The sequence below is a fragment of the Methanolobus vulcani genome (assembly GCF_900100715.1).
Lineage (GTDB): Archaea > Halobacteriota > Methanosarcinia > Methanosarcinales > Methanosarcinaceae > Methanolobus > Methanolobus vulcani.
Map to the genome: position 1 here is coordinate 95,232 of NZ_FNCA01000009.1, position 21,004 is coordinate 116,235.

The 21,004-nt window shown below is 38.0% G+C and carries 18 protein-coding genes; 5 read left to right on the top strand and 13 right to left on the bottom strand.

Annotation, left to right across the window (positions count from 1 at the left end):
* Window positions 1-281: 281 nt before the first annotated feature.
* The 3 genes from BLP52_RS12025 to BLP52_RS12035 form a co-directional block, all read right to left on the bottom strand.
* Window positions 282-869, bottom strand: coding sequence for a hypothetical protein (locus BLP52_RS12025; RefSeq protein WP_091710730.1), 588 nt, complete (start codon window positions 867-869; stop codon window positions 282-284).
* Window positions 870-922: 53 nt separating this feature from the next.
* The gene (locus tag BLP52_RS12030) at window positions 923-2,209 is read right to left on the bottom strand and encodes a COG1470 family protein (RefSeq protein WP_091710731.1); all 1,287 of its coding nucleotides are present in this window, start codon (window positions 2,207-2,209) and stop codon (window positions 923-925) included.
* Between the two features lie 176 nt (window positions 2,210-2,385).
* On the bottom strand, window positions 2,386-3,195 hold the full coding sequence (locus BLP52_RS12035; protein ID WP_023845197.1) for a winged helix-turn-helix transcriptional regulator: 810 nt from the start codon (window positions 3,193-3,195) through the stop codon (window positions 2,386-2,388).
* A 220-nt stretch (window positions 3,196-3,415) separates the two neighbouring features.
* On the opposite strand from BLP52_RS12035, the gene BLP52_RS12040 reads away from it, so the two are divergent.
* Window positions 3,416-4,015 (top strand): transglutaminase-like domain-containing protein, encoded by a 600-nt coding sequence (locus tag BLP52_RS12040; RefSeq protein WP_091710732.1) that lies wholly within the window; start codon window positions 3,416-3,418, stop codon window positions 4,013-4,015.
* Between the two features lie 28 nt (window positions 4,016-4,043).
* Complete coding sequence (locus BLP52_RS12045; RefSeq protein ID WP_091710733.1) at window positions 4,044-4,403, top strand: nuclear transport factor 2 family protein; 360 nt, start codon at window positions 4,044-4,046, stop codon at window positions 4,401-4,403.
* A gap of 36 nt (window positions 4,404-4,439) precedes the next feature.
* On the opposite strand, the gene BLP52_RS12050 is transcribed toward BLP52_RS12045, so the two are convergent.
* Both BLP52_RS12050 and BLP52_RS14845 read right to left on the bottom strand, forming a co-directional pair.
* Window positions 4,440-6,299, bottom strand: a complete 1,860-nt coding sequence (locus BLP52_RS12050) for an ATP-dependent nuclease (protein ID WP_091710734.1) — start codon at window positions 6,297-6,299, stop codon at window positions 4,440-4,442.
* Entirely contained in the window at window positions 6,300-6,512 is a 213-nt protein-coding gene (locus BLP52_RS14845; RefSeq protein ID WP_091710735.1) for a KTSC domain-containing protein, read from the bottom strand.
* 169 nt (window positions 6,513-6,681) lie between these two features.
* Here BLP52_RS14845 and BLP52_RS12060 point away from each other — a divergent pair, with 169 nt between their 5' ends.
* Window positions 6,682-8,010, top strand: a complete 1,329-nt coding sequence (locus tag BLP52_RS12060; protein WP_091710736.1) for a DUF2238 domain-containing protein — start codon at window positions 6,682-6,684, stop codon at window positions 8,008-8,010.
* A gap of 27 nt (window positions 8,011-8,037) precedes the next feature.
* Here BLP52_RS12060 and BLP52_RS12065 read toward each other — a convergent pair whose 3' ends face one another.
* From BLP52_RS12065 to BLP52_RS12090, 6 genes are all read right to left on the bottom strand, one after another.
* The gene (locus tag BLP52_RS12065) at window positions 8,038-9,384 is read right to left on the bottom strand and encodes a TraB/GumN family protein (protein ID WP_091710755.1); all 1,347 of its coding nucleotides are present in this window, start codon (window positions 9,382-9,384) and stop codon (window positions 8,038-8,040) included.
* A 106-nt stretch (window positions 9,385-9,490) separates the two neighbouring features.
* Complete coding sequence (locus BLP52_RS12070; protein WP_091710737.1) at window positions 9,491-10,582, bottom strand: CBS domain-containing protein; 1,092 nt, start codon at window positions 10,580-10,582, stop codon at window positions 9,491-9,493.
* A 246-nt stretch (window positions 10,583-10,828) separates the two neighbouring features.
* Window positions 10,829-12,019, bottom strand: coding sequence for a tyrosine decarboxylase MfnA (mfnA, locus tag BLP52_RS12075; protein ID WP_091710738.1), 1,191 nt, complete (start codon window positions 12,017-12,019; stop codon window positions 10,829-10,831).
* A gap of 138 nt (window positions 12,020-12,157) precedes the next feature.
* Window positions 12,158-12,856 (bottom strand): RAD55 family ATPase, encoded by a 699-nt coding sequence (locus BLP52_RS12080; RefSeq protein ID WP_091710739.1) that lies wholly within the window; start codon window positions 12,854-12,856, stop codon window positions 12,158-12,160.
* A gap of 16 nt (window positions 12,857-12,872) precedes the next feature.
* Window positions 12,873-14,075 carry a CheF family chemotaxis protein gene (locus BLP52_RS12085; RefSeq protein WP_091710740.1) on the bottom strand — a complete coding sequence of 401 codons (1,203 nt, stop codon included), beginning with the start codon at window positions 14,073-14,075 and terminating at the stop codon, window positions 12,873-12,875.
* A gap of 61 nt (window positions 14,076-14,136) precedes the next feature.
* Window positions 14,137-15,834: a DUF835 domain-containing protein gene (locus BLP52_RS12090; protein WP_091710741.1), complete on the bottom strand. Its 1,698-nt coding sequence runs from the start codon at window positions 15,832-15,834 to the stop codon at window positions 14,137-14,139.
* 891 nt (window positions 15,835-16,725) lie between these two features.
* On the opposite strand from BLP52_RS12090, the gene BLP52_RS12100 reads away from it, so the two are divergent.
* Window positions 16,726-17,961 carry an ORC1-type DNA replication protein gene (locus BLP52_RS12100; RefSeq protein WP_091710743.1) on the top strand — a complete coding sequence of 412 codons (1,236 nt, stop codon included), beginning with the start codon at window positions 16,726-16,728 and terminating at the stop codon, window positions 17,959-17,961.
* A 95-nt stretch (window positions 17,962-18,056) separates the two neighbouring features.
* On the opposite strand, the gene BLP52_RS12105 is transcribed toward BLP52_RS12100, so the two are convergent.
* Window positions 18,057-18,620, bottom strand: a complete 564-nt coding sequence (locus BLP52_RS12105; protein ID WP_091710744.1) for a S24/S26 family peptidase — start codon at window positions 18,618-18,620, stop codon at window positions 18,057-18,059.
* Between the two features lie 145 nt (window positions 18,621-18,765).
* Between BLP52_RS12105 and BLP52_RS12110 the strand changes: the two genes are divergently transcribed.
* Window positions 18,766-20,355 carry a DNA-directed DNA polymerase II small subunit gene (locus BLP52_RS12110; protein ID WP_091710745.1) on the top strand — a complete coding sequence of 530 codons (1,590 nt, stop codon included), beginning with the start codon at window positions 18,766-18,768 and terminating at the stop codon, window positions 20,353-20,355.
* A 70-nt stretch (window positions 20,356-20,425) separates the two neighbouring features.
* Here the strand turns inward: BLP52_RS12110 and BLP52_RS12115 are convergent.
* Window positions 20,426-21,004 (bottom strand): ASKHA domain-containing protein (locus BLP52_RS12115; protein WP_154717873.1); only part of this gene is annotated, 579 nt, incomplete at its 5' end.

The following is a 21,004-nucleotide window of genomic DNA, read 5'->3' on the forward strand; positions in this document are numbered from 1 at the left end:
ATAAGGAAAATCCATATATTTCTATAGCAAAAGCAGTTGGATTGTTAGTTGTTGTATTTTTCCTGCCTTTTGCAACCTTTTTTACATGGGGGGTGGATACAACCATGAGAATTCAAAATCCATAGATGCAATGTTATTAGACACTGCCTCTGATGATTTCATAATACTTACGAAACAGGAAATCAACAATTACCCGCACTATTACAAGGTAATGATTGTTTTCTGATAAATTTTGATACTACCTCCTCTTAAAAATAAGTTTATTCTTTCAACAGGAATGATTATTCTGATCCTGTCCACACCTGAACAACTGCACGAGTATCCATATCAATCAGGGCAGATATCGAACTATCCATCCAGGTTACACTAATCAGGGGTTTTCCGGTATAGAATTTCTCCGAGGTCTCTGGTAATATTTGTTTTACGGAAGGATCTCCGTTGGTATACATACCAGAACCCATAGCACTGGCAACTTCTTCGTTTTGAAGAGCAAGGCTAATAGCTTCAGACCGGACAGATTCAGGGATAGCTTCAAGGATATATCCGGTGATAATTATTTCATTGTCACTGTATACGAAATCATATCTATCCATATACTTTGAAGCTGATGTAGAGGCAGTAGCATGTATGTGGATTTTGTTATTCTTTTCTGATGTAGCGAGTGTTATGTTGTCATATTCTATACCCTGGTAAGGACTGACCAGCTGAGATATTCTTGCCTCGATCTTATCAGCATTAGAAGGAGGAGCCCCGGTCCATAGAAATTCATTAACAGAAGAAGAATTAGTAAAATTTGTCAGGGAAATAATACCTGCAAAGAGAAATATCATAACTACCAAAGCTATGGATATTTTAGACATACCAACCATGTATTTCACCTAAAAAGATAGACAGGACGTACCAATACGTCCATGTCTGGTATTTATTCCGAGTCCCCAATGGTTATCAAATAGTCAAACTCTTCTATATTAATCGGAAGAATGTTCAATGTCCATTCTCCAACAGCACCTGATGTTTCATATGTTTCCACATATGATTCCAGAGTTTCCTGATAAATTCCAGCACTATCGATTTCCCATGGAGGATAGGAGGAAGCTCCAAGACTTACAGTACCGCCATAAGTTGTTCTGATCAACTTCAGTTCAACATTACCGGATCCATTTTCAAGTTCCAGGTCAAAGGAAGGATCTTCGGTTTCTGTTTCACTGCCTGTCCCCATCCATTTGTCATAATTGTAAACACTAGAGGACAACTTAATTGTGATAGGATCGTTGGTCTGAGTTGTAAATTTCTTAGCGTAAGGCTCAACAGGCTGGGTCCATACATCAAAGTTCAATGATACTTCATCGTCCCATTCATCTATAGAAGGATCATCAATATTCAGATCAATATCCCCGTAATATGTGCCTCTTGCATCCTCAGGTACTTCAAGGTGTACATTGACTACAGCCGTTTCTCCGGCTTTGACGACAGATGGAGCAGTAATTTCCATTGCATCACTTTCAAATGCAAATCCACTTGTTCCATATCTACTGGAAAAACTCCATTGATCATCATCAAACTCAGGATCGATTTCAATATCATGGTCAGCTATGTTCTTAAGTGTGATCTCATAATCATATTCTTCTCCTGATTCGACACGGTCTCTTATGTATGATGTCTGTATCTGAATGTTTGGAGGAGTCCATACTTCAATATATAAGTACATAGCATTGATATATTGTGGATAGACGGAGTATGATTGCGGCATTGTATCGTCTGTGAAAGCAACACTAGCCCCATAGTCTCCTATATCTGCGTCTTCAGGAATGTCCACTTTAATTGTAAATTCTACCTTTTCTTCCGGTTCCAAATCTTTGCTGGAAGGTGTTATGCTTACCCAGTTTTCATCAATGAGATTTTGTTGATATGCCGTAGGAACCATTTTTGGCTCAAGAGTGATTGTTTTATTATCTTTGTTGGTGACTGTTACGGAAATCTCATTATTGTCCCCTGGCTTTAAATCAATGTTTGAATAAGTCGGATTGATATTGAGTTTTGCAAAAGTTATATCCGAGTATAGTATTGCTTCATCACTGCCTTCGATTAATATCGTTTCTGATGTGGCATATGTTTCAATATCCGCACTGGCAACAGGTGAAAATGCCATTCCGATAAGTAGCATCGAAGCAATTAAACTGTATATTCGTATTCTTTCATTGTTGTACATATTTTCCTCCTCTTTGATCAGATCATTTTTTTGTTGGTTTAAAATCCAAGAGCATTTTTAATTTTTATGTATCTGATGCTATGTTATTTTCAATGTTAGTATGCTTAATTGGTAGCCTACTTATAAAATAATTATGGCCATTGTCTAAAACTATGAAATAGATTTTTTATATATATCTAATAGTTTTCATCAAATAACAGAGAAGCTTGTGGATAGTATTTTTTGTATCGTCCATCCTTTTTGAACTCAATCAGGTCATCTTCATGGAGTGCTTTGATATGCCAGTGTACTGTACTTTTGTCAATGTTCAGGGTAGAGGATAATTCCTGCCCTGTGATACCCGGTCTTTCAGATATTATCTCAATTATTTTCCTGCGGTTCTTGTTCTTCCTGTGAAGATGAAGCAATTTTGCATCTTCCGTTTTTGAATAAGTGATATGAAAGAGGCCTTTTAACTTGCCTTTTTTAAATGTCTGTATTCGATTATCAGAGGACAGTTTCGAAAGATAATAACGTAAAGTACCTCTTTTCAAATCAAGGTCTTCAGATATCTCAGACTCCATACAACCAGGATTTTCAGCTATGTAAGAGGCAATTTCCTGCATTTTAGGATTGGTACCTCCTGTCAGTATTTTCCCAAGAAGAAGTGGAAGACATTTAAGTAGTGTTACCGTAGAAAATACAGCTCCACTTATGACAGATAGTTGTATCCATAAAGGCAGTTCCCAGAAAGTGATTTGCTTGTCTGGACCACTGTCATCAACTACATCACCTTCTTCAAGGGGCAAATGCCCCGGAGTGACAATATACTCGTGCTCATCACCACCACCAAATGGGTGCAATAATGCAGAAGGATGATATAGATAGAAAAATGGACTTTTTTTAACACGGTAGCCATCATCACCATTTAAAGTGCAGACTGTCACTATCGTTCCAAAAATAATAATCAGGATTAATCCTGCTCTAACCAATGAACCAATTCTCATAATTTTCTAAGTTTGTCCAAATCTAACATTTTAGCATATAGTAATTGTCAACTAATTTCATCAAATGTTGCTAGAACTTTTTGTATAGCTTGCTAAGGAAATTTCTTATCGGAACATATTATTTATTGCTTATGGCCATATTGTCCAACTGTTCTCCAAGTTTCCACTTACCCGTGCATTTTTTCTCAAATAACGCTAATTACTACAACAGTTGACATTTATGACAGGAATGCAGGATTATCTCAGACCAACAGCCATCATCGACTTCGACCATCCCGATGTTCTAAAGAAGGCAAAGGAACTTGCAGAAGAAACTGAGGACCTTATAGAAATATCCAGACTCTGTTTCGAGTTCGTCAGAGATGAGATCAAACACAGCTATGACTACCATATGAATCCTGTCACCCTGAAAGCATCCGAAGTCCTTGAGCATGGAACAGGTTACTGTTATGCTAAAAGCCATCTCCTTGCAGCACTTCTCAGGGCAAACTCAATTCCGGCAGGAATCTGTTACCAGCGCTTGAACAGGGATGATAATGCAGAAGGTGGACAATTCTGTTTGCACGCTCTGAATGCAGTTTATCTGGAAGAATTTGGATGGTACCGGATGGATGCAAGAGGAAATAAAGAAGGAGTGTATGCTCAGTTCAACCCACCTCATGAGAAGCTTGCATATGAAATTAGAATCGAAGGTGAAGCTGACCTACCTGAAATTTGGGCAGACCCGCTTCCAGTTGTTGTAGAGACTTTGACTAAATATAAGAGCTATGATGAAGTTTACGAGAACCTGCCGGATGTTCCGTTAATTAGTAAAAAATGAGAGTTACAGGTAAGTAAGGATTGAGATAATGCGTCCGAGAGAACTTATAGAAAAATGGGTCGAAGCCTTCAACAATGCAGACTTCGACGAACTTGGTGAAATGTATAGTGAGGATGCCGTAAACTATCAGGTTCCGGAAGAAACGGTTGAAGGTAAAGAAGCCATCAGGAAGATGTTCGAGGAAGAGTTTTCCCGTGCTGAAATGGTCTGCATAGTTGAAAATATCTTTGAGGACGGTGAGTGGGCAATACTGGAGTGGAAAGACCCACTGGGACTTCGTGGATGTGGATTTTTCCATGTTGTAGATGATAAAATCGTTTTTCAGAGAGGATACTGGGATAAGTTGTCATTTTTGAGACAACATGGACTTCCTATACCGGATGAATAGACAGAACTGAATATGGATCATAGTTCTCATGTTAATTTATTCAGTAATAGATTCAATTTTTTTAAATAAAGAATCTAATGCCTCTATTTTTTCAATATCTTTCTTTTCCATCATATTGGCAAGTTTCATTGAAAAATCTACTTTTTTCAAATAATCATATTCAACATCATTATTTCGTTTGTATTCACTTATCATTTTTTCTAGTGAACTTGAAAACTTAGACGTCTTTCTCAATGATGCTACATCTGCATCAACCCAACATTCATCACCATTTTTCGGCCAATGCTCATTTAAACACTTACAAATCAAAGCATCATCAAATACATCTTCAAATTCATTCTCACCAATTAAAACTATATGATTGTCAAAAAAGTCTTGTTGAAATCCCATTTTTACAAGGTTAGCTTCATTCAACCTTTTGCCTAATCCTGAATCTTTTATATCGCTATCTAACAGCATTAAAGTAGCTTTACTTTTATAGTTACTAAATAATTTGAGAATTTTATCCCAAGAACTATTACTTTGAAGATTGATTAAAACAACTCCATCTTCAGACATGCATTTATCAAAATATTTCTTATACAGAATCGGAAGAGCGAAATATTCAGTTTCACCTTCAACAATCAAAAAACATCTTTCAAAGAATATACCACTATTTGTAATTCCTGAAATTTCATACACATTATCAAGAAACTCAGAAATGTCACTATTGTCACTTCCTTTCAAAAATTCAACTTTAGAAAGACCATCTTTGTGTTTTATGTAATTAATACTCTTAGTTGAAGCCCTGTCAATCATCTGAAGAGAATGTGTTGAAACTATAGGCTGTATGTTTACGTCTTTATTTTCAGAAAGTGACTTTAATAAGTAAAACATTGCTTTTTGTGATTTATAATCCAAACTCGCATCAGGTTCATCATAACATCTAATTACTTTTTTTTGCAAACTTTTAGACCTTACTTCTTTGTCCCATTCAATAATTGCTAAGTACAATCTTTTCTTAGACCCATCTCCAATATTGTTAATAGAATGTGGACCTTGACCATAATCAACATTAATATCAGAAAGTGTGAAACCTGCTGCAAAATCGATTCCAAAATCACCATTAATAGATGTTACTTTTGGAATTATAGTCTGAACTTTTTCTTTTAATTCATCTTCTATTTTTTTGTTCAAACTTTCTTTTATCTCGTCTTTCTTCGAAACTAAAGACTCTTTTAAAGATTCTTGCCCATCTTCATCATAATCATAAAAAAACGTTCTATATACAGAATCTAATGTTTTATGAATAAAAGTCAAAGGATTCCCATAATCCGAACTACCATAATACTCAACTCTAGGCAAATATTCAGATATGTCATTCCATTTGATTTCTGCCCAATCTAACTTTTTGTCTAGATAATCATAATTAGATGAAACGTACTCTTGTAAGGCTATTTTTGCATCTTCAACTTTAGTATATGGTAAATCAAAACTATGGCACAATTCTTTTAAAGCAGTAGCTTTTAGCGAATTTATGTTATTCAAATCATCAATTTCGAAAATCTGACGTTTTACTTCACAACTTCCTATGATTTTATCAGTGTCATTTATTTTAAAAACTTTTTTCACTGAAAAATATGAATCATCTAAAAAATACTGTGGTATTACTACAGTGGAATCCGAGTTTACTTTAAATCTTAATTCTATCTCACAAGAATCTGAAAAAACTTCGCTAAGTCTATGAAATAACTCAGGACTCAATGGTTTATTGTTTAAAAAAATATCCAATGCATTTAATATAGAAGTTTTTCCACTGTCATTTTCTCCAATAAAAAAAGTTAGTTTATGGATAGGAACTTCTCCACTATCTGAAAAACACTTGAAATTGACGAGACGAATCAACTCTAAGTCCACTTATTTCACCTTTTTAGTAGGATACTTATCTCGTATCATTTTATGGAAATATTTTCCATGTGAACTGGAACTCATTAGTTTTGAATATATTTCCTCTGGAACCGTAGAATATTGATATATTCCACCGCTATTGAACTCAACTTCTAAAATCTTATTTTCACTATCATATCCCACAGATTTTAAGTCACTTGATCGTACATTTTCCCGGTTGATTTAAACTCCTCCTATTACATCAACATATTTTAGAAGATTTGAAGTTAATAAATAGTTTTCTAAATATGTTTTTAAAATTTATTATTATAAGAAAGTTCCAAAAATGAAATAGTTGTATAATATAAGCTATTTAATATCAGAAACCATCTACTGTAATTTAGAAATAATTATGGTCCAGATAGACAGACTCCGCAAACTACTGAAAAATACTTCTCTTAATGCATTTGCCGGCTGGACAATAGTTCTGTTCCTAACACTGCTTGGGATAGGTAACTTCATCTACGGCAGGTTCATGTGGACCATACTGATCGCCTTTGTCATAAGTATAATAATAACACCTGCCATCAGGATGCGCAAACTCTCAGTTATGCCATCGTGGTATTTTATTTTCCTGGCCATCCTGCCATTAGTGGGGAGTTCAACTGCCTGGTACTTCTTTTCCACCAGTATACCGTTTTACGTTTCAGTAGCAACCATTGCACTGCTTATGGCTGCTGAGATTAACTGGTTCACCTCGGTCAAAATGACATATAGGTTTGCAATACTGCTTGTTATCGTCACCACACTTGCAATATCAGGACTATTGCATCTCACTGAATGGTTGTTGGATATTTATTTCGGAACAAACTATCTCCTTAGCGGTCTTTCACCTGATGCTATCAACGATGTTGTTATGCAGCAGTTCATCTACGCCACAATAGCCGGAGTTGCAGCAGGAGCTTTGTTCGGGTGGTATTTCAGGTCATCCAATAATACAGATCTTGTTGAGGTTCCAACTCATTTTTCGGTAGAAACAGATGATTATGTCACACACAGACCACCTGCCCCCATACGCAAACTTCTTGGAATTTCCGATAAAACACAGGTTTTAGCAGCCAGAATACTGCAGGGTGGACTTGTACTGCTGCTACTGTTTGGAATCTTAAGAAGGGACTTATCCACCACAGTGAATGCAACAACCGGACTTATCCTCACTTTTGTACCTCATATAATCACACGCAAATATAACATCAAACAGGATACAGGAGTGGTACTCTGGCTCACTTTGGCTATCTTTCTGCATACCATCGGAACCTTTGAATTCTACAACTACATCGACAACTGGGACCACGTAACCCATGCACTTTCAGCCAGTGTAGTCGCTGCTGCCGGATATACCCTGATAAGAGCCATCGACATATACGTTGATGAAATTTACATACCTCCAAGGGTGCTTTTCATTTTTATACTCATATTCGTACTTGCAATGGGAGTAGTATGGGAAATTATCGAATTCCTGAGCGATGTGCTTACATCAGCACTTGGCTTTGATGCCATACTTGCCCAGCATGGAATTGGTGACACAATGCTGGACCTCATGTTCGATCTTTTCGGAGCTGTACTTGCAGCAACCTGGGGAACTGCCTATCTCTCTAAAATATCCTACAAGCTGGCAGCTAAGTTCGATGAGATGGGGAAAAGTCAAAAACAGGGAATAAAACGAGAAAAAAGGAAGTAAAAAGGGATTTAAAAGTGCTTACCTTTTTTAACCCAGTCCAAGAGCTGCAAATCCGGCACTTATTCCATTGCGGATAAGTTCCTGAGGATCGATTCCTGTAACCTGGATCATTACATAAACACCAAGGAAAGTACCGATCATACTTCCAAGATTGGCAAGAGCTGCCACAAGAACAACACGGAAGAGATTGTTCTTCATCATGTCTTCGGTTGTTTCGATCTCAACAAGCTCCTTGAAATTATCGGTTGTCGGAGGGCGGTATTTTGCTTCGGTCAGACCTGCGAACCATCCTGCTGCCATCATCGGGTTAAGGGATGTGAGCCATGCAACCGAAAAAGCCGTCAGAACTGAATAAGGATGACCTCTTGCAAGCAATGCACCGGCAGCGCTGAGAACACCATTTATGATGAACCACCATGCAAATGCAAGTGCAAGTGTTTCCAGTGGAACTCCGGAAAGAATAAGCAATGCGAATGTTCCAAGAGCAATTGCAACCACCAGAGCACCGAAAAGCTTCATGACACTGAATTTCTTCTTTGAAGCCTCAACTCCATAGTTAATTCTGGGAATGGTCTTTGGATTTTCAAGATAACGCTGGATACCTGCCCTGTGACCTGCACCTACAACAGCTACAATTTTCTTGTTGCCACCCATAGCAGCTTTTACAAGATTGTTAGCCATGTATGCGTCTCTTTCATCAATAAGAACCTTGACAGCATTTGGTGAGGTATCCCTGAACTCCTCCACAAGCATGGAGACTATATCCTGATTGGTTATCGTCTCCATATCAATATCCTGAGTGCCACCAATACCAAGAACAGCAGCAATAAGTCCACCAAGCATCTTCAGTTTCTCGATGAAACCCATCTTGCTCCAGAAACGCTGGAGAGTTACCTGAACATCCCTGTCAATGAGAAGAACCTGTGCGCCACTGGCTTCAGCAGCCTCGATAGCACTTATCATTTCTGCACCCGGCTGAACACCCATCTCGTCAGCAAATTTCTTCTGGATATGAGCCAGCAACATGTGAACAAGATAGAAATAGACCTTGCCTTCCTTTAGAAGCTCCTTTACCGGAATATCAGCGTTCTGGACATTGCCTTTGATAGCTTCATACCTGGAACGGCAGAGTTCAACTGCAACTATGTCCGGATGTTCCCGTTCAATAGCCTCATTGACTTCCCTGACACTTTTTTCAGAGACGTGGGCTGTTCCCACAAGAATTATCTCGCTGGGCCTTTCAGTATTTTCAGGTTCACCTTCAGATGCAGGTTTTTCAGAAATATCATCTTTGATGACCTCTTTTATGATCTGGATCTCAGAAGGCCCTGAACTGGAAAACGATGAACTCCCTGGATATTCCTCAGAATACATATCATCATTAGTTGATGTGTAACTGTAATCCGAAGAGTTTTCCTGGGAATCACTTAAATTATCATGTTTCAATGTAGATCCCCTTTAAGACTGTAGAACTACCTGGTCACTCGTTCAATAACATCAGCGATCTCATAAGATCGGTTCTTGAAAGGATGCCCGTTACATTACCGTCATCCACCACAAGGATACGCCCTATATTATTGATCGCCATTACCTTGAATGCTTCTGCCGCACTGGCGCTTGATGGCAATGTTACGACATCCTTGGTCATAACATCGGATACAACGACCGCATATCGTTCATGTGGCAGTACATTACGTATGTCTGTAAAGGTTACAATCCCTTTTAAAGAATTGCCCTTTATTACAGGATATCCCAGATGTTTGTTCTCAAACATAAAATGTGAGAGTTCCTCAACTGTCATTTCCGGTTCGACCGAGATCACATCTTTTGACATGACATCAGCAACTTTGTATTTTTCAAGACTTACTGTAACAGTGGTTGACTTGTCCTCTTCTGAAGCACCCATGTACACAAAAAAGGCTATCAACAGCAACCAGAGATTAGAAACAACACCCACTAGGGCCATCAGGAAAGCAAACATCTTTCCAACGGAAGCAGCATAGTGAGTTGCCCTTACATAGCTCATCCTCTTTGCAAACATAGATCTTAGAATTCTTCCACCATCCATAGGGAAAGCCGGGATCAGATTGAAAATTCCAAGTATTATGTTTATGTAAGCCAGGATGCCTATCATTAAAGAGAACCATGTATTGCTGTAAGATGGCACGTAAGAATTAGCAAGCATGTTCAGTCCCAGAAGACCAAAACCTATTATAAGACTCACAAGTGGTCCTGCAAATGCCATCTTAAATTCCTGTGATGGTTCCCTTGGAATTTCTTCCATGGATGATACGCCACCCAGTAACATCAGTGTTATATCCTTGATCTCAACACCGTAGCCTTTGGCTATGTAAGAGTGGCCAAGCTCGTGGAGCAGTACGCAAACAAATAGTAGTATGGTTGTTAAAAGCGACAATCCATAGGTCATCGCAGCCGAACCAATATCCGCAAAACCATAAGGTTGTGGGTTTGTTGCGAATACAAGCGCAAAAATGGGAAGAACGAACAGAAAAGTGATGTGCACTTTTATGGGTATTCCCATAATGCTCCCGATCTTATATGAAGAATTCATGACAGTATTTTAGATGGGTTAATATTTAGTTTTAACTTATTTTTGAAAATAATCATTCTTTTCTCTAAATTTTCCCTGAAAATTGTTCATGGGACTTCTGAATACTTTCACCCCGCTTGGCTCAGGAGTATAAGTAACAAAGACATACTAGAATTTAGAAAAGGCAAGATGAACACACGCCTTACACGCTTCAAGGCCAGGTGTCATCAAGCCTCATCCCCTCAGCTTTTATTTTTTTATTTTAGATTATTCAAGTGAATCAAGAATCTTTTTCAGATCGGCAACAAAAGAATCTATCATTTCAAAACTTACATGGGGCATGATAACAAGACGAAGTCCATGTGGATTCTGGGTTATAGAGACCTGCCAGTTGAATTCCTTTGCCAGTCTGCTTCTAACAAGGTCACATTTTGGGACTTCCAGTGCAACTACATTCATAACCGGTTCTATCAGCGGATAAACATCCATATCTTTAAGTTTTTCCAGTAGATAATGAGTTAACTCCATGCATCTGGAAACTGTTTTCCTGTATCCTTCCTTTCCAAGGAAATTCATAACTGCATATGTTGCTGCCACAGCAGCACCACTTCTTGTTCCTGTCAGTGTGTACTGTGTGGAAACAGTAAGATACGGCGTATCCGCCTTGAGACTTTCAAGCTGATGGAAATCACGGAAAAGAAGAACTCCTGACGGAATTGTGCTCAGACCCATTTTATGAGGATCGATAGCTATTGATGTAACTCCCGGTAATTTGAAATCGAATTCGTAGGACTTTTTCATGAAAGGAAGGACAAAACCTCCAAATGCTGCGTCAACATGCAGGAAAATATTCTTTTCAAGAGCAATATCCGAAAGTTCTTTTATCGGATCTACCTGGCCGAATTCCGTTGAACCTGCAATCGCTACAAGACCAATTGTGTTCTCATCTATCAGTGATCTTACTGATTCAACTGAGACTTTTAGCTCATCGTCAAGACTTGCTTTCCTGAGCTCAACATCAAGTATGTCCGAAACCTTATCAAAAGAGAAATGAGCTGAATCCGGAACCACCAGATTTGGTCTTGCACATTTATTATCACTATTCTTACTGCTATTAGCAGAATTCTGATACTCTGAACTTTGTAAAAAGAGATTTCTCATTGAACGAATAGCCTGGATATTTGACTCGGTACCACCAGTTGTCATATAACCCACAGCATCAGCCTTATGAAGCAGATCTCCGATTAAACTTAAAATCTCTTTCTCAAGATTATATGTTCCCCTGAAAAGACCGAAGTCACCCATATTCGATTCTATGAACTGCATGTGCGCTTGTACTGCAATTTTGTGCGGATAGGTACACATAGAACTCAGCACACGTTCGTATTTCAGGTCCTGACCCTTAGAATCGTTTAAGATGTTACGTATTTCCTCTTCAGATAGGCCGGTTTCGTTCATTTGCTATATGAATAAAAGAAGATGCTTAAAACAATTGTGTTACGAAATGACATATACAATTATCTAAGGATTTATTTTTAAAAAATGTTCTAAAAAATTAATGAAAAAATAAAATAAAAAATAGAATGAAAAAGAAGATCAGGATACACCTTTGTATATCTTCAGACCTTCATCGGAAACCGTAACAACCCACGGATCCATGCTATGTGTCGTTGCACGCATCTTGAGCACCCTTATGAAACGGTAGGACACATTCTGTTTTGAAGCTATTCCAAGCTCTATTATACCATCTGTAAGATAGCCCTCTATACCTGATTGTGACTGATGAGTGTCAAGGGTATTGAAATTCTCGAATATGATAAAAGATGTAAGGTTCTCACGGCGCAAAGGTTCGAACAGGTGATACAAACGTTTGCGCATTTCATCATCACTCTCTTCCATAAGTGAATACAGTGCACCAAGTGAATCCAGTGCGACACAGGAAAATTTATCACCCCATTTTCTCTTATACTGCATGATCTGGGTCTCGATGGTAGAAATAAGATCCTGTGTGTATTCATCGAACTGCAATCTGTAGTCACTGTAATCAAGAATTCCAAGTCTCTCTGTTAGTTTCACTCCCATATGCTCCATATTCCTGATGTGATTGGCTTTGCTTTCCTCAAGAGTTATATATAAGCCATATTCATCAGCACCTTCCAGGTATTTTGAAAGTATGGAGAAGGTCAGTCCTGATTTTAAGGTACCAGGGGCACCGGTAATAAGAACAACACTGTTTCTTGGTATATCAGTCTGAAAGACTTTGTTCAATCCTTCGATAGTATCTATGAATCTCATTTGCATCACCTTTACATCACAATAATTTATCCATCATCTTCTTTTTAGCATATTCCATTTCAAATTCCCTGAGTCTCTCTGATTCCACAAAACCGGTTAAAGAAGAATCTGTTACTTTTTCACTCAAGTGGTCTTTTATCATCTTAATTGCCTTTGGGGTCAGTGTAAGATCATCATCAATAAGTTCTGTCTGTACCATGTGTTCAAGTTTGGACGAAACTGCAAACGGTTCAATGGAACACAGGTATGCAAGGTCTTTTTTTTCTTTCACTCCGATGTAAATCGCATTGATAAGTTTGTATGTAGTATCCTGATTGCTATCCAGGATATCGAACATAGCAAATGTGATCGAATCCTCAATTGATTCCAGCGTGATGTCAACATCATTTTTTGTTTCGATCTTCAGATTAGAACCTGAATTGGAAAGTTCAATACTTACCGTTTCTAATTGTTCCAGTGGAAGAAACTTCCATAGATGTTCTGTGTTTACATGACCTATCAATGAAGAAATATCGAATTTCCATGCAACTTTGTTCATGTTCTCAGTGGCTTTGAAACTTGTAGTGTGACTCCAGCTTTTTACGATTTGCTTGAAAGAATTGGTCAGATCTTTGCCAATCGTACCTTCTCCTTTTCCTTTCATGTCTTCGATTATTGCATATCCATTAGGAGTGACAAGAGCAAATTCATCTACAAGTTTTTTCTTTTTAAGCACCGCAAATGCATGCTTCAAAAGAATCTTATCCTTGTTGAAAATAGGAAGCAGTACATCCATGTCAGTTATTCCTGAAGAAAGCAGGAACAATAACCTCACCTGCTCAGAACTTAATTGCTCATATTCTGCATCCGCACTGAAACCTAAATATGAAAGCAGATAGGACTTCAATTTTTCAATATTAGATCTGTCCCCGGTAAAGATCATGGAGGATGTCACATAACCTGTACCAAACATTGATAGCTTTTTGTAATCCACAACAATATAATTAGAATGACGACTGGAAGCCATTATCCTGTTTTCTATGTTTTTTGGCAGTCTTCGGTTCACAAGTTCTATGGACTTTAAAGGAATAGTTTCCCAATCATCTCTTTTTGAAAGCCACAGTTCCTGGTCACTTATACCTACTTTACCGTGTGTCCACTGAGAATCAGAAATAGTTATGTTAGTAACAAGCTGAGGAATACCGACTATAAAGTCCAGATCAATTTCCGAGTATTCCATGGCTAATTGCCCCTTGTTCTTTTCTGCTATCGTGTTTGATTACTTCATTTCCCGACATCTTTTACACTGCTTTTATATGTTTCATCCAGCGGGTCATCAAGTGGAAATCTTTCTGTTCAAGGGTTAAAGAATCAACATGAATGACCATACTGGAATTTGAACTCATGACTGAATCGTTTACCTCCTCGATGGCTTTTATAACAGACTTTATGTCATTATCAAGGCCCAGATATTCCAGACCGTCAAGGAACACTACTCCTCTATCAACTTTTTCAATAAAATTGTAAATTGCAGGCTGTAACTTGTAGAGCTCACTAGAATCAATATACGGCTGGCCAGATTGCTGATTTTTGGTCAACCAGATAAAAGGGGTTTTCAACAGTCCGTATTCAGCTCTTATTCTTTCAGGATTCTGTCTTGTAATGCAAAGTCCGGGAACACCACTTTTCACCATGTTTGCAAACATCTGGTAACTTTCATCTGCTTCAATCCCGTCCCTGAAATAAATATGACCGGCTTCAAGATCTATATATTTTCCATCTGCATCAAAATCCTCATCTGTTATTTCCTCCTGTAAAGGATCAAAAAAGAGGTTTCTCAAATCGGAAATGTTCTGGAAAGTAATGACAGCTCTTTCATCCATTCCTTCTTTTGTTACAATGGACTGGGAGACATTAGCCATTAAAGAAGTACCATCTTTTGTGATTAACTCAAGTACCTTAGGTTTTGTAGAACCTCTTTGGAATTTTTCCGGTTTCTTGAGAAGATTCAAAAAAGATGCACCGATCAATTCATCAAACTCAAAACCCAAAGCATCAAGAGCTTTCTGATTGATCGTTATGATCCTCATTTTATTGTCGAGAGACAAAGTTGCTATGGGTGAAAGTTCCATGAGATTATGAATAAATTCATAGGTCTGGACCAGCTCATCACGTGATATTTTCAATGTTTCTTCAGAAATTACATGTTCAGTGACATCACGTATAAGAGTAACAATTCCTTCCAGATTTTCTTGTGAATCAAAAATGGCTGTTTTTGTGAGCTCTATGAATTTTTTTTCTCCTTCATCGTCAATGAAATCCATTGTGAAACGTATGGTTTCACCTGTATTGATCGCTTCTTCATCAAGCTCAAGAAATTTTTCAGCAATAGATCCAGGGAATAATTCTCTGTCAGTTTTACCCGTTATTTCAGTTCCAGGCGTTTTTGTAAATTTTTCAAACGCCCTGTTAAATATTATACTCTGACCCTGATGATTTTTAAAATAAACAACAGAAGGAATAGATTGTACCAATGAATCGAAGGTTATCTGGATTTGGTTTTCTCCATCTTCAGTCTGAAGATTACAAAGGAACTTTGAACCTTCAAATCTTGTGAGTTCAGTTATATAAGCCAAATCACCCTTTTGGTCATAATTGTAAGATGATCTCAGACAAATGGTTTTTTCTTTTTTATCAAGATATTCGTTGTACGCAAAAGAAACATCTTTTCGTGAAATAGTTTCCGGACAATCTTCACATGGAGCAGATTTTCCAAAAATTTGAAAACACTTTTTTTCTTTTTCTTCTCCAAGCTTAAAACCTGATAGTGTAAATCCCGCACGATTTAAAAATAGAATATTATAGTTACTGTCATATACACCGATCATGTGAGGAAATGAATCTAATAATGATCTAAGTATTGGATTTGTATCTATATCTGCTTGAATAGATGCTATTTTTTTTGACAGGAATTGGATATTCTCATTTTCAACTAACATTTCCCTGGTCACCACACAGTTTCTATTCAATGTATATATCTTTTATTCTATATATCTATTTATAGAAAAATAAGATTATTTTTTAAAAGTTGTTGAAAGATTTGTTCAGTATTTTAAGTGAATATGTAAGTGGCTAAATTACTTAAAATAGTGATATTCAGATTGTATACTTGAGATACTAAAGTAACATACTGACCCCATGATTTCTACTGGAGATTTGTTTTTAGGATTATGAATTATGGTTATTTTTATTAAACCAATTTTATTAATGAGTGCAACCCCATTGTTTCTACTGGAGATTCAAAAAATTATCTTATTTTGAGAAATCCAGTTAACTTCAACTATTTTTTAGTATAATTTTTAAGTTAATTTTTAAAAATATAATTAAAATTAATTTAAAATAAAGAAAAGCTTATATAGTAATATATCGATATATACACTGCCATCTTTTTTTATAAATTTAAAAAAAAGATAGTCATATCTTTTTTCCAGCTTCCAGAAGAAATCATAGGGTCTCTGTTTTTTATAAACCTTCCAGTTGAAATAAAGGGGTTTACTTCCATATGAAGTCATATCCTTTATATCCATGTTACTCTGTTATTCAAAAACAAAGTATCTTGATACGTTTTTAAAAGCATTCTTGTATTTTTATATAACTTTCCAGTTGAAACAGAGGGGTCTAAACCATAAACATTAATAACCACCACTTCCATTGTATCGTTTGGAATTGAGAGAGGAAATCCAATCAATCATTTCAATCATACAATTTGATTCACAATTTTCAAATCAGATTTAAGTTGATTTTGATTTGTTCTTGATTGGTAGTTCTTATCCAAAACAAACAGATGTTAGAGTGGTTTGTAAGTTTTAAGGATAGGGTGAAATAAGTAAATGCAAAGTAAATCATTAGATGGCCTGTTCCAGGAATTACTGGAAAATGAACCTATTTTCAAAAACAAAGAGGTTTTAAGACATTCATACACTCCTGATTCGCTTGTCCACCGTGATGACCAGATCAATAGTCTTGCGTCTATTCTTGTTTCAGCGCTCAGGGGAGATACTCCTTCTAATATTCTTATTTACGGAAAGACCGGTACAGGAAAAACAGCTGTAACAAGGCATGTTGGAATTGAGCTTGAAAGAAAAGGTGAATCACTTGGACTTTCCTGTAAAGTTGTCTATCTTAATTGTGAAGTCATTGATACTCAGTATAGGCTTCTTGCAAATCTGACCCGCCAGTTCGGTGAAGATGTTCCAATGACCGGATGGCCTACAGATCAGGTCTTTTTCAAATTCAAAGAAACAATTGATAATGAAAGACAGGTTGTAATTATAATTCTGGATGAAATAGACAAGCTCATCAAAAAAGGTGATGATGTTCTTTACAACTTATCAAGGATTAATACTGATCTTGAAAATGCAAAGGTCAGTATGATTGGAGTTTCTAACGACTTGAAATTCACAGAATTTCTTGATCCCAGAGTCAAGAGTTCTCTTGGAGAGGAAGAAATTATTTTCCCACCATACGATGCTGACCAGATTAGTGATATCCTTCATGAAAGAGCTGAAATAGCTTACAAGCCTGATGCCCTTGATGAAATGGTCATTCCTCTCTGTGCTGCTTTTGCAGCTCAGGAACACGGTGATGCAAGACGCGCTCTTGATCTTCTCAGAGTTGCAGGAGAAATTGCAGAAAGAGAAAATAAATCCCATGTTGAAGAACAGCATGTTAAAGGTGCTCAGGAAAAGATCGAAGTCGATCGTGTCATTGAAGTTGTGCGCACCCTTCCTACCCAGTCCAAACTTGCACTCTACAGTGTAATGCTCCTGAGGAACAACGGTTACAAGAACGTCACGACCGGGGAAGTCTACAATGTTTATCGCCAACTATGTCTTCAGGTGGATATGGACATTCTCACACAGCGCAGGGTAACAGATCTGATGTCCGAGCTTGATATGCTTGGTATCGTCAATGCAGTAGTTGTAAGCAAGGGAAGATACGGCAGGACAAAAGAGATCGTGTTGAGTGTCCCGATAAACAGCACTAAAAAAGTATTGTTTGAGGACTACAGGCTTAAACCACTTGAGTTCTTCAAACCCGTCCTCACAACACAGTTGCATCTTTAAACTCAGATTGAAGTTTAAAGATCCAACTTTTATTCTTGTATTTTCAATATCTTATATTCTTATTTTCCAGCTTTTTAGTATTTTGTCTTATTCCATTAGAAACCAGGAAGCAGGAGTCTTAGATATCCTACGTATGGAATTCTGTAGCGTGCAATACCGATTACCCATTCTTTCTTAACAGGCATCAGGTAACTCACCTGTCCCTGCTGGTCATAGTATTTATTTGTCACTTGGTTGTCACCTTTTGTGATGTAACCGGCATAAGGCGCAGCGGGTCCGCCGTCCCACATGGGCTCTCCTTTTTCAACATAATACATAGCCCTGTGGATAATTGGTGTCACACCTTCCTGTCCATAAGGTTTGTAAAGTATCACATTACCGTAATTCTTGAAGGTAGTGTAGTCGTTATTCATGCCTTCTTCATAAGTGACAATTTCCGCCCTGTCGATGTTCTGGATGAATATTATATCACCGATATTCATATGGGGTTGCATGCTTCCGGATTCTACTGCAACCATAGGTGTCCACATACCGAAAACGATCTGAGAGAAAGTTGCAAATACCAATACGGCTAACAGAACAGTCAGGATGTCCCGGGCAAGCGAAACAAAGAAATTATCACTTTCTTTGAAAACATGGTAGGTTTCTTTTAAGTTCATGTTCTTACCTGTCTTCCGTCCAAATCAATGAAAGAATCTATTAATGAGTTATGGAATATAATTGCAAAAAATAAAATGTTTCCCCTTATAAAACATTTTTCAGATTTTTATTGTATGATAAACTGTACTTAACTATTGTATCACCATGAATGAAACTGATGTCCTTACAGCCTTTATTGAAGAAGGCTATCAGATAAGTCCTGAAGCAGTGGACCTTATATGTTCTCATTGTACACCCAGGGAACTTGTAGCTTACGTACTTGAGCATATAGATCTTTCAGTGCTCGTAATTGATGTTGAACACATTGATCTGGAAGCTTTCAATTCTTCCCTTCATGTAGATGAGGAGACTTTCAAGCTATCAGAAGAGCTTTCTCCGGAACCTGATAATTCCTACAGTGATTCGTATGACGATCCATATGACTCATCTTATTCTTATCAGCCATCTTCAATGTCATCAGGCTTCAAGAGTAATTACTGTAACGTTGACAGTCCGATTTCCGTGCTTTCTGATATTACCGATAATTCAACATGTGTCGGTGAGTACATGGAATTCGTTCAGTTTTTCAGGAACAGGTATACAAGGCTCAGCGATATCATACGTGGAAGGATAACGGCACGCCCCATCGAGAGCCTGAAAAAAGGCAAAGGCACTAATTTCAGGGGCAGCCGCGAGGCAGGAGAAGTTTCCATAATCGGAATGATATCTGATATGAAAAGCACCAGCAATGGTCATAAGATCCTTGAGGTCGAAGATCCCACAGGTTCATTTTCAGTTCTCATACGCTCGGCTGACAAGGAACTTTATGAGCAGGCAAGTCACTTTGTACTGGACGAAGTTGTGGGTTTCACAGGAACTCTCACAAATGATGGCAATCTTATGATAGCACAGAAGGTCACGCTCCCGGACCTGCCTGCTGTAAATCCGAAAAAGACCGGAAGTTTCGGCAAGGCAATCCTTACATCTGATATTCATATCGGAAGTAATACTTTCCTTGAAGAACCTTGGGACAGGTTCATTGATTTTCTAAACGGCGATACTGATAATGAGGCTTTGCTGGCTATTTCAAAAGAGATACGCTATCTTCTGGTAGCAGGTGATCTTGTGGACGGCGTTGGCATCTATCCCGGACAGGAAGAAGAGCTTTCCATCATGGATGTTTACGACCAGTACAAAAAAGCCGGTGAATATTTCCATATGATCCCAAAACACATCAAGATTATTATTTCTCCTGGAAACCACGATGCAGTACGTCAGGCTGAACCGCAGCCAAGACTGCCTGAATGTATCAGGGATTATTTCCCTGATAATGTCACGTTTGTAGGTAATCCATCTATTGTTGACCTGGATGGTGTAAAAGTGATGCTGTATCACGGTCGTTCCATTGACGATCTGGTGGCCTCAGTTCCGGGTGTTTCATATGGCGAGCCTACAAAGGCAATGGTTGAAATGATGAAGTTCAGACACCTTTCGCCAATTTACGGAAGCCGTGTTTCCATTGCACCTGAAAAAAGAGATTATTTTGTTATTAGTAACGTACCGGATATCCTGCACTGCGGTCACGTACACACGGTGGGTGTTGAATGGTACAAAAATGTTCTGCTGATAAATTCAGGCACCTGGCAGGACCAGACTGAGTTTCAGAAAAGAGTAAATGTTGTCCCGACACCTGCACAGGTGCCGGTAGTGGATCTTGAAACTCTTAAAACAACAATTTTGAAGTTCAATGAATAAATTTGATAAATAATTCCTAATCCCTTTATTTCCAGTGGAACTTCAAATTAATTTGAATTATTTTTCCTGATTATTCTTCCTTTATCTTCAGCAGTGAATGGTTCATCGTCTGCTCAGGACAGATGGTCACACAACGTCTGCAACTCGTACCAAGGCAGTGCTGACTATCGATATTGACGATCCTTGCACCGTTTTCCTCAATAATTTCCAGTGCATCCTCAGGGCATTCTTCAACACACTCCTGGCAAAGTATACATTTTTCCACCGGAGCTTCGAGTGTGATACCGATATCCTTCACAATATCCAGTCCAAGATAACCGACGTCATCGATATCCCTGGAAACCCTTCTTTCGATTTCAACTTTCTCAAGGTCCTGCGGGAACACGGGAATACCATACATTTCCAGCATCTGGGCATACATTTCACTAGGCATTCCCTGCTGCCATGTTGAGAGTTCGCAGACATAGATATCCTTAAAAGTCTCACTTGTTGCCATCATCAGGTGATCTGCATGTATCTTCTTTGCAACTGCAATGACCTCATCCAGTTTTGAAACATCGATGGCAAGCTTCCTTGCAAGTCCGATGGAAGTGTTACCGAACTGAATTATTCCCTTTGAAAAACCAGGAACTGAACCTATGTGTCGTGC